Annotated in this window: 13 protein-coding genes; 7 read left to right on the top strand and 6 right to left on the bottom strand. The window is 29.4% G+C overall.

Annotated elements, in window-relative coordinates; translation table 11 throughout:
• The first annotated feature begins 396 nt into the window (after positions 1-396).
• Both FD06_RS07820 and FD06_RS05245 read left to right on the top strand, forming a co-directional pair.
• Positions 397-672, top strand: a complete 276-nt coding sequence (locus tag FD06_RS07820; protein WP_156403100.1) for an IS3 family transposase — start codon at positions 397-399, stop codon at positions 670-672.
• Positions 579-1,127, top strand: coding sequence for an IS3 family transposase (locus FD06_RS05245; RefSeq protein WP_156403099.1), 549 nt, complete (start codon positions 579-581; stop codon positions 1,125-1,127). The genes FD06_RS07820 and FD06_RS05245 overlap by 94 nt, the downstream gene beginning before the upstream one ends.
• Positions 1,128-1,181: 54 nt before the next feature.
• Here the strand turns inward: FD06_RS05245 and FD06_RS05240 are convergent, their stop codons facing one another.
• On the bottom strand, positions 1,182-1,547 hold the full coding sequence (locus FD06_RS05240) for a nuclear transport factor 2 family protein (RefSeq protein WP_056966557.1): 366 nt from the start codon (positions 1,545-1,547) through the stop codon (positions 1,182-1,184).
• 78 nt (positions 1,548-1,625) lie between these two features.
• Entirely contained in the window at positions 1,626-2,309 is a 684-nt protein-coding gene (locus FD06_RS05235; RefSeq protein ID WP_056966555.1) for an NlpC/P60 family protein, read from the bottom strand.
• 164 nt (positions 2,310-2,473) lie between these two features.
• Between FD06_RS05235 and FD06_RS05230 the strand changes: the two genes are divergently transcribed.
• Both FD06_RS05230 and FD06_RS05225 read left to right on the top strand, forming a co-directional pair.
• Complete coding sequence (locus tag FD06_RS05230) at positions 2,474-3,640, top strand: GH25 family lysozyme (RefSeq protein WP_056966554.1); 1,167 nt, start codon at positions 2,474-2,476, stop codon at positions 3,638-3,640.
• Between the two features lie 261 nt (positions 3,641-3,901).
• A complete protein-coding gene (locus FD06_RS05225; RefSeq protein WP_191980347.1) occupies positions 3,902-4,240 on the top strand; it encodes a DUF1722 domain-containing protein in 339 nt (112 codons plus the stop codon).
• Positions 4,241-4,257: 17 nt separating this feature from the next.
• Here the strand turns inward: FD06_RS05225 and FD06_RS05220 are convergent, their stop codons facing one another.
• From FD06_RS05220 to FD06_RS05210, 3 genes are all read right to left on the bottom strand, one after another.
• Positions 4,258-5,655: a zinc ribbon domain-containing protein gene (locus FD06_RS05220; protein ID WP_056966549.1), complete on the bottom strand. Its 1,398-nt coding sequence runs from the start codon at positions 5,653-5,655 to the stop codon at positions 4,258-4,260.
• A 10-nt stretch (positions 5,656-5,665) separates the two neighbouring features.
• A complete protein-coding gene (locus tag FD06_RS05215) occupies positions 5,666-6,439 on the bottom strand; it encodes a zinc ribbon domain-containing protein (RefSeq protein WP_054658344.1) in 774 nt (257 codons plus the stop codon).
• A 107-nt stretch (positions 6,440-6,546) separates the two neighbouring features.
• A complete protein-coding gene (locus FD06_RS05210; protein ID WP_056966547.1) occupies positions 6,547-7,023 on the bottom strand; it encodes a hypothetical protein in 477 nt (158 codons plus the stop codon).
• 229 nt (positions 7,024-7,252) lie between these two features.
• On the opposite strand from FD06_RS05210, the gene FD06_RS05205 reads away from it, so the two are divergent.
• Complete coding sequence (locus FD06_RS05205; protein WP_056966545.1) at positions 7,253-7,936, top strand: glycerophosphodiester phosphodiesterase; 684 nt, start codon at positions 7,253-7,255, stop codon at positions 7,934-7,936.
• Positions 7,937-8,020: 84 nt separating this feature from the next.
• Positions 8,021-8,695, top strand: coding sequence for a hypothetical protein (locus FD06_RS05200; protein ID WP_056966543.1), 675 nt, complete (start codon positions 8,021-8,023; stop codon positions 8,693-8,695).
• Positions 8,696-8,743: 48 nt separating this feature from the next.
• Here the strand turns inward: FD06_RS05200 and FD06_RS05195 are convergent, their stop codons facing one another.
• Positions 8,744-9,115 (bottom strand): aggregation-promoting factor C-terminal-like domain-containing protein, encoded by a 372-nt coding sequence (locus tag FD06_RS05195; protein ID WP_237757238.1) that lies wholly within the window; start codon positions 9,113-9,115, stop codon positions 8,744-8,746.
• 296 nt (positions 9,116-9,411) lie between these two features.
• Between FD06_RS05195 and FD06_RS05190 the strand changes: the two genes are divergently transcribed.
• On the top strand, positions 9,412-10,362 hold the full coding sequence (locus FD06_RS05190) for a Dyp-type peroxidase (RefSeq protein WP_054658350.1): 951 nt from the start codon (positions 9,412-9,414) through the stop codon (positions 10,360-10,362).
• Positions 10,363-10,660: the final 298 nt, after the last annotated feature.

Here is a 10,660-nt window from a genome sequence, read left to right as displayed (position 1 = left end):
AGTTCATTCCTGGGCAAGAACATTTAATGAATTAGGAATCACTGGACTTTTACCTAGAAAGAAAGGTAGATTAGCCATTAAAAAAACTAATTTAAATAAAAATACAAAATTGCCATTGTCTGAAAAAGAAAAATATGAAGCAAAAATAGCTGAACTAGAACAAAAAGTATATGATTGAGAACTATCTAATTACTGTTTAAAAGGCCTACGGGCTGTGATGAAAGATTGTCAAACAAAGTAAAAACTAAATTTGTTTATAATTCATGGTCCACAGATAATTGTCCTTATAAACTGAACACTTTACTAAAAGTAAATAATCTTAAAAGGTCAACATATTATGATGGACTAAAAAGGATTAGAACTTACAAAGATAAGTATACAAAAGTGAAAGAATAGATAAAGCTTGTATTTAAACAAAGCAAGATGACCTATGGCCATCGTAGAATGAAATGCATGTTAGATAAGCTTGGGTTTAGTTATTGTTTAGAAACAGTCCGAAAATTAATGAAAAAGATTAAATTACAACCAACGATGTTTAATAATCGTTTTAATAAAAAATATAGTTCATATAGGGGAAAATTGGAAAAATTTCTCCAAACATTCTGCATCAAAATTTTAAAGCTGACAAACCATACAAAATACTGCATACAGATATTACTCAGCTCAAATTAAAAAATCATATTAATGGTTATATTTCTGCAGTCATTGACGAAGGAACTAAAGAAATTTTATCCATACAAGTAAGTAATTCACCTAATCAACGTTTGATTTATAGAACATTAAAAGAATTGAAAAGCAAAATTCCCACAGGATTTAAACCAATTATGCATTCAGATCAAGGATGGCATTATCAACTGCCTTATTACATTTCTGAATTAAAGCGAATGAATATTAAACAAAGTATGTCACGTAAAGGAAATTGTTTGGACAACTCACCTATAGAAATCTTTTTTAGTTTGCTTAAAAGAGAATATCTGAATAATTTCGAAATCAGAAATATTAAAATGTTAACGAAGTTAACTAAAGAATATCTACAATTTTTTAATAATCAAAGAATTTCATTAAAAACAAAAGGAATGACTCCGATTGAATATCGAAATCATTCCCTAAAGAATTATTTAACTTAATATAAATGTCCAACTTTTGTAAGGAACTACATATTATTACCTGCGTTTTTCATTTTAGAATAGTCCGTTACTGTTATTTGAAGTTTTATTTTCAACATTATGTTCGATAATGTCCCAATGTTCAGCTAACATATTATTTTCAATACGGTAAATGTCACAGACTTTATTAATATGTTTTTCGTTTACAGTACATTTAAAAAATACGTATACCATATTGCTGTCAGCACTAATGTTTATAATATCAAAAGTGGGTTTAAGTGATAAAAAGTGATTTATAAATTTTACGAAACCTTTACGACCATCTTCACAGTCGGGGTTATGTTGAATATAATTCTCTTTCATCACACTATTTAAATTTGATAAGTCACCCTTGATAAAAATATCATCGTAAAATTTTTTTACTAGTTCTTTATTACTCATAATAACTTCTCCTTTTTGTTTAGCTTTTAGATAAGGTTATTACAAAATATTTTTTTCGTAAGTAAAGATTTTCTTAAATTATTTTACTCTAACTACTAATTTTTTATTAGCAGTATAAAAGTTACCGCGATCAGTTTCTAAACGTTCCAACGAACCGTACTTAACAAATTTGGCTACAAAGGTGCGACCTTTACTTAGAAATCCATTAATCTTAGACCTTAACGTAATATTTCTGTATGCATTTAGACGATTAGATTTTACTAAAAACACGTGTTTATTACTATTTTTATTGAACTGGATATGTTTATCTTGAAAGCCTAAGGGTCTTGAATATCCACTTATGTGCCACCATGGTTCATCGATACTTTCCTGTTTAACACCATTTAATTGAGCATCAATCATTTCTCTATTACCTATGTAAATTCCGATATGTGAATGTTCATTCCCGTTTTTACCAAAGAAAATTAAATCGCCTAATTTTAGCTGGCTATCATTAATCTTATTGGTAGCTTGATACTGCATTTCTGTTGTTCTAGGCAAATCTTTATTTGCTGCTATTTTATACACATACTTAACAAAACCTGAACAGTCATATCCGTCAAGACCATTTCCACCGTAATTATAGGGCGTACCAATTTTACTTTTTGCTATTTGTAATATTTTATTTTGAACACTATTTGCTGATACCTTATTTGAGAAAAAAATAAATACTAATTCTATTAAAGTTAAACTTACCAATATGTATGACAACTTCTTGACCAATTTGATTACCTCTTTCAAATTATATAACCAATTCTATTATTACATTTATTAGCCAGATGTTAAAAATAACGACTTATTTGTTATAATTTGTAATTTACACATATTACTCTCGAAATATTTAACAGTTAGAATGTTTACAATTAATATACATAGGGGAGTTTCTATTGAAAATAAGAACAATGCTGGCTAGTTTCATCGCATCCATAATGTTAATACTAGCTTTTAATGTGAAAGCAGCACAGAATAATGTATATGATTTGTCTGAATGGCAAGGTAATTTTACTGATAGTCAAGTTCAGCAGTTGAAAAAAGAAGTGCCTTTTGTAATCCTGAGGGTTCAGTATGGAAGTGCTTATTATGATAAGACGTTTGATCACAATCGTAATATGTTAGACAAGTATAAAGTTCCCTATGGGGTTTATTCTTTTAGTCAATATGAAAGTGTAAGCGATGCTAAGAATGAGGCACGCGTTTTTTATAAACGCGCCCCTAATGCTAAATTTTATGTAAACGACTATGAAGACCAGACTGTTAAATCTGGTGGCACTAATGAAGCTACCTTAGCTTGGTTAAATGAATTACGTCCATTAGTTGGTAAACGCAAGATATTATTTTATTCATACCAAAGTTTTATGATACAACATGCTTCTAAAGCAATAAGTGCTTATGATGGTTATTGGCTAGCGGCTTATCAATCGAACGAGCCTACTAGGGAACATGTATTATGGCAGTATACAGACCATTATTACTCGCCTGCTTTGGGTAAGTATATTGATTCTAGTTTGCTTACTTCTAAAAAAAGTGACTGGTTTATTGGTAGTACAGGTGCTAATATAATTGAAAATACTAAATATTATAATTATCATCATAAATTTACTATTAAGAGTTCCTCGCAAAATAATTTTTATAACCATGTTTATGATGACAATAAATATAAAAGTAAATTATCGTTAAATAGTTATAGCGTTAATCATCGTGGGAAAACAGTCACTGTTAATAAAAAGGCTTTGGTTAATGGCAAAACTTATTATCGTTGTTACTATGGTAATAAGTTGTTAGGTTGGATCAATTCAGATAGCCTTAGTGATTACGTCACTTATCAAAATGTAAATCAATTTAAAAACATAAAAAATAATCCTAAAAACAATTTTTATGACCACATTCCAGGTAGTCATTTTTCAAACATCAAATTAACACATCATGGTAAAAGTTATTCCAAAAAGAAAGTTAAAGTAGTTGCTAAAGCTAAAAAATATGGATGGAACAGTTATTACTACAAGTGTTATTATGATGGCAAAAATTTAGGTTGGATTTATCAATCAGCTTTTTAAACTAAAATAAAAGAACTTATGCATTGGCATAAGTTCTTTTATTTGTGTAATAATTTAAGAAAGGAAAATTGAATTTAGTTATTAACAAACTTAATAACTAAGCAAAAGATTCTAGGAATGCTAGAAATAATTACTGTTTGTATTTAATATAATATCATTTTATAATCATTTTGCAAGTTCTTTCTAATCTTTTTTTAATTTTAAGGAGATGGTTCTATTAAAAGTTGGCAAGAAGTATGGGCTTACAACAAATATTGGGTTATGTCTAAATCTCAACAAGCCTATAATCGAGTTAGAAAGTTAGCTTCGAACAATAATTGGAATATTGAAAAACAACAATATTTCGATAGTTTAATTAAAGAGTTAGAGGTTAAGCAACCTACAATAGCGACTTTATCAACAGCATATCAGCATATCTGGGGATATTTCAAGAAAATATGTACAGATGAAGAAAAGGGTAAATATAAGCAATACTTATCTAATTTAAAATTAGACAATGATAGTTTAGGCCCTTATTTAGAACATTTAACTGATAAGTATGATGTTAAATATTTAAAAAAATCTAGAATAATTGAAGAAATAAAAAAGCAGAATGAATAGTTCATTCTGCTTTTGCTTTAATTGTTTTCTTCTGTATCTGAGATAGGATTTTTATCAGCAATTGCTTTAACAATCTTATAGTCGTTATCTATCTTTTTAACGGTAGCTCGCCATACGAATGTTTGAAAATGTTCTTTTTCATCTGAATCGAATTCATACTTAACTTTATAAGTAATTAAAGAAGTATTATCACTATCAGGAGTAGTTGAAATAAGTTTTGGTTCATAGCTAACACTATTTAAATCTTTATTTTTAGCAAATGTTTTACATAAATTACTCATATCATTAAATGATGAGTTATTACTTCCATTTTCGTAAAAGTCTGCCATGTCGCTACTGTCCGAATCTTCATCATTACTTAAGTCTGAAATGCTTTCATATAAATCGTTAAGTAAGTCGTTTGCATCATCTTCAGAAATCGCCCCGGGGAATGAAACATTAACATCTGAATCTTTATCAGCTAATGTAACTTTAGTTGAATCTGAAGTGACTTTACCTTTTTTACCGTGATATACGGCTTGAACTTCCATATTAGAAGAGTATGGCATTTCTGGAACAGATAAGATTCCATCGCTACCAGCAGTTCCAACTTTTTTATCATTAACGTATACATCAGAATTAGGTGCAGTATTCACCTTAAATTCGATAGTTTGTAGTTGCAAATCAATTGCATCATCATTAGAAGTTACTTTTTGCTTACTTTCGTTAGTTAAAGACTTACCATTAACTTTTCCAGTAGCATTGAACGTGTATTCACCAGGAACTAATGGACCGACAGTTTTGTTAAAATCGCTGCTGTCTGAAGTTGCAACTTTTTTATTATTAATTTTAATTACAACGTTTGAACGATTAGTGGATACTTGAGGATATAACGATTTAACTTGTACTTGATACTTAGGAAAAATTAAAAAATTATGACCGGTTTGAACTAGTTTAAATAACTTGTTATCAGTTTCTTCATAAGAATTTAACTGGTTATTAAAGTCGTTTAATTCTTGTTTATTATCGTTCATGTATTTAGCCAATGGATCTAAAGTATCTGATGAAATAGAAAGATTAGGATCTTTAGTATAGAAATAAGTTGGCAAATTGTTATCATCTTTTAAGCTGGTTACAATTCGGTTCATTGTTTCAGCTTTTGAATAATAATGATTTCCCCAAATATAAGCTGCTGCAAGTAAAATAACTACTATCACACTAGTAATTATTGGCCAAGCTTTCATACTTTTTTTAGGTTGATTGCTAGTTCTTCTAACATTTAAATTATTAGAAACATCTGAATTAACCACTTTTTTAGTGGGGTTTGCACTTGGCTTCTTTTGCAAATATTTAGCAACATTAAACCCACAGTTAGGACAAAATTGAATGGCTTTATTTATTTCCTTACCACAATTAGGACAGAAAAATTTATTCATTTTACTACTCCTATCTAAAAACTATGGTCATAAACAACATTGAAAAGATAAATGAAACAACACTTAAGCCAACAAATGAAAGTGCAACTGTATAAACACGATTGCATTTTAAATGTGAATTTTCGCGAATTAGTGAAAATACATATCCAACGTTTGCGAATAAGAAGTTAATTGAAACTAACATCATAATAATTGCGTTAGGATAGCTAGAAATTAGAGCAAATAATAATATAATAAGTTCAATAACTAAAGTGATGTTAGTAATACCAGCTAAGTCATTAGCGTAGTCCAAATAACTTATTTTTGAACCTTCAATGCGACGACTTAAAAATCCGGCAGTAACACGGATAGCAGTCAAGGCTAAAACAAAAATTAAAAGTACTATAAATGATAGATTAAGATAATCAGTTCTAGCAAAACCACTCCAAGCAGCTACATTATCAGCCTCACCTAAAGCATTATTAATACCATCAACTAGGGGAGATGCAAAAATGTTCATAATCCAAGCTGTGATAATACCTTCGATGATAAATGACACCATTCCAAAATACTTGTGAGTATCAGAAACAACTTCACTAGGTTGTTTAAGAGTTTTTAGGAACCAAGCAAAATAGTTACTAGAAAAGTTTTTAGCTTTGTTAACGGTTTCGTTAACGTCAACATTGCTGTCATTTGTATTTGTATTGGCTTCTGATGTTAAAGCAGCACCACAATTAGTACAAAATTTTTCGTTTCCTTGAATCTTTTGTCCACAATGTGAACAGAATTTCTGCGAATTATCCATAAAAAATGATTCCTCCATAAAAATATAAAATTATAATAATAACCTTATAATTTTAACACTATGTATATGAATATGTTAAATTTTTATAAAGAAAAGAGTTGATGACTTTAGTCATCAACTCTGTGTTCGTTATTTTGAACCCGTTTGACATGTTTAGAAATATCATTGTAAAATGCCTTTTCAATATCTGAATCACCAGCACTTTTATATGCTTGCCAGCTACCAACTAGGTCAATATTAAACAAGGCGATTTTATTGTAAACTAAAAATTCTCTAGTTAAAGTTTCTTTTAAGTCTTTTACGATAACCTTAGTACGATCTAAAACTTCAAAACGCTTTTCTTCTATAAAGGAAGATTCAAATTCTTTTTGGTATTTATTTAAGAAATCGCTCATAACCATGTTCAACTGGTCATTATATTTTTCAATAAAATGTCTTTTACCATCACGGACAGTAAAAAATTCATTATCAACTAAAAAAGTTAATTTGAACCATTCAGTATTGCCGTCTTTTGAACCATCGTAACTTAAATCGGGGTCATTATATTCGTTAAACATTTCAGATACTAAACCAATATTTTTCATATTAATACTCCGTTCTCATTATTTGTTTTAATAAGAAATTTTGCTGTAATTTTTATAATTAAATATTAAACCTATGTATTAATTATACCCTCATATAGAAAACATACCAATGAGATATATTTATTAAAAAAGTGTAAAATCATATACAACACATTAAACTTCATATGAGAATTGTATCAGTTTTTGCTGTGAATTTAAAAGAGTTCATGTATTGTAAGGAGGATTTAAAATGAGTACTATGATTTTTGGTCATAGGGGTTACCCAGTTCGTTTTCCCGAAAATTCATTAGAAGGATTTAAATATGCTATTGATAATAATATCGATGGCTTGGAATTTGATGTACATCTTACAAAAGATAATGTCCCAGTTGTAATCCATGATGAGACAATCACTAGGACGACCGATGGAGTTGGATATATAAAAGACATGACTTTGAAAGAGGTTAAAAAATTTAAGTTGAGAAACGGTGAGACAATTCCAACTTTAGCTGAATTGTTAAAAGTAGTTGAGCATAAAGAAATCTTGCTTAATCTAGAGTTAAAGACTAACAAAATAAAATATAAAAATATTGAAAAAATTGTAACTAATTTAGTCCGAAATTTTAATATCATTAATCCAATTATTTATTCGTCATTTAGTTTGAAATCTTTAAAAAACTTAAAATTGGTCAATCATAATGCACAGTGTTGTTACCTTACTAGTCATAAAATATCAGATCCAGTAGCTTTTATGCGAAAAAATGATTTAAGTGCGTTACATTTAAGCTACTCAGATAACACAATTGTCAATAATGAACGAGTTTGGACCGTCGATAGTTCATTTAGAATGTATAGTTTGTTGCGTAAAAACGTTTCAGGAATTATTACCAATAATTTTACTAAAGCATCTAAAATTAAAAAAATAATAAGTTAGTAAAGATATTTTTAAATTATTAAGTTCAAAAAAAGATGTTTCGGTGTTAGAATAGTTACAACCTGCTCTATGGAGGCTATGAGAATGGCACTTACAACTGCTAAAATGTATTTTTTAATTTCGAGTAAAGCTAAAGATAGTCGTGCAATGATTAACAATATTCATTCACGAGCTTATTTAGTAGATAGCTGTTTATTAGATTTGGCAGCTGCTGACGTTATTTCTTTAAAGGATAATCGAATCATCATAAATGAAGTTTTACCGCACAGTTTATACTTCTTAAATTCATTTATGGACGTTGTTATTCGTAATAAGGATGACGATATAGATACAGTAATTGCTAAAATATTGCAAAATGTAGGTGTCATTAAACATACCTACCTAGCACTTGGCGAAGAATTTACTGAAGACGGAAATGTAATTGAAAAGAAAAAGGGTATTATCCATAAAGTAAGAACTTTTGTACCACAGCATAAGACTAATGCTGAAATAATTGATAATATCTCAAGTCAAATGTTAGGGACTAGACCAATGTCGATTAATGTATTTTGCTTAACTGAGATTTTAGTATTAAGTCGTCAGTTAAGAATTTACTTTCGGGGACGTGAACGTAAGGCAATTAAAAATAGATTGCTTCGCTTGGAAAAACATCCCGAATATGCAAAAGTATTTGAATTGTCGAAAGAATTTGAAATTCACATGAAAAAGGTTACTAACTTAATAGCTAAAGAAACACCTTCTTCTTACATCAATTTGTAAATAAAAAAGCCTTAAGAAAAATTCTTAAGGCTTTTCGTTTATTAAATTTTAGTACCAGTGGTGAGCTTGCCAAAAGCTTTTAGCGTTTGTCCAAGATCCATAACGACTAGCAACGTAGCGGTTAGCAGTTAATTCTTGGTTCTTTTTAGAATAGTCACCGTGTAAGTAACTGATACTTAATTGGAACTTACCGTAACAAACACCATTTCTAGCGTGGTATCTGTTGGTTGATTCATGAAATGAAATCCATCTTCTTGCAGCAATATCTTGTTTAGACAATCCGCTTTCGGCAACTTTTTGCCAGCTTGCAGCTTGTACGTTTACTTGGTTGTTAGATGCAGCTGAAAAAGCAAAGAATAAACCGACTGCACTTACGATGGTAACGAATACTTGAATGAATGTTTTTTTAGTTTTTTGCAAAATTAAATCTTGCTCCTTTTTTATAAATAAATAAATTATTTTGTCGTACGTCTTAATTACAGTCAATACTATAACTGCTCAATATATCATTAGTGTTATTGGTTTTTTACATTTATATTATGAAATGTTACAGAAATAAGTCATTTTTAAGCGAAAGACCGTTATAAAGGTATTCTTATCGTAATTCAAAAATATAATTTATAAATTGAAATTATGTGAAAATGGCTTATAATGGTGTTGTAAAGATAAATTATAATCATTATTATCTAATAAATAGTAGAAAGAAGCGTTTTAATATGGAATTTAATCCAGGGAATGCACAAGATGTTTATAAAGATGCCGGCAAAAATGTTTTATTTACAACTTTAAAGTTAAATCATCGCAATCAAGCTGATGAGAAAAGTAAAGTTCAAGAATTGTGTTCACGTGAACAGGCGATTGTTCGTTCGATGAATATTAGATATCCAGAATATCATTTAAAAGTAGCAATGGGATTTTCTAATAATGCTTGGGATTATTTATTCCCTAACGCTAAAAAGCCAGCTGAACTAGAAACATTCAAGCCAATTCATGGACCTAAATACACGGCCCCCGCCACTGATGGTGACATTTTCATCCATATTAGAGCTGATGAAGAAACTGTAGTTTACGAAATAGCGGATCAATTACATACTTACTATCGTGACATTGCGAAGGTAGTTGACGAAACTAAGGGCTTTAGATATTTTGAAGGTCGTTCGATTATTGGTTTTGTGGACGGAACTGAAAACCCAGATGGCGCAGAAGCTGCTGATTATGCCATCATTGGTGATGAAGACAAAGACTATATAAATGGTTCATATGCTTTTGCGCAAAAGTATATGCACGATATGGATAGTTGGAAAAATTTAAGTACCGAAGATCAAGAAAAAGCAGTTGGTCGTAGAAAATATTCTGACTTAGAATTAAAAGATGAAGAAAAATTAGCAAACTCACATAACGTTGCCTCACAAGATAATGATGATGGTATCGAACATAAAATTGTTCGTATGAATGTACCATTTTCTAATCCTAGTGCTGGTAGTACTGGAACCTACTTTATTGGATATTCCAGACATTGGACGGTTACTAAACGTATGCTAGAAAATATGTTTAGTCTGTCAGACCGAATCTTAGATTTTTCTGATCCAGTAACTGGAACGATGTTCTTTATTCCCTCTAAAAATACTTTGCAACAAATTGTTGATGATGAACTACCAACTAAATAATTTAAAAAACATCTACTATATTTATGTAGATGTTTTTTTATGTAATAATATTCATTGTTAATCAAATTAGTCATAAAATACGAACATTGTTAAATTAAACTTTGTGAAAATAAATAATCATGGATTTTATTGACTATAATGAGAAAAATTTTCATTTATGATTTTAGGTTTAAAAATGTTATAAACGTTGCTGTGTAAGAAATTAAAAGTTATCCACAAACCTGTGGATAACTTTTGGTGTTAATGATTTTTTAAGTGTTTGTACCCCTTTTAATTATTGTCATGAAGGCTTTTATGA

This window comes from Apilactobacillus ozensis DSM 23829 = JCM 17196 (assembly GCF_001435995.1).
GTDB lineage: Bacteria > Bacillota > Bacilli > Lactobacillales > Lactobacillaceae > Apilactobacillus > Apilactobacillus ozensis.
The sequence above is the reverse complement of the archived record's forward strand: the minus strand, read 5'-3'. Positions and strand labels throughout refer to the sequence as shown.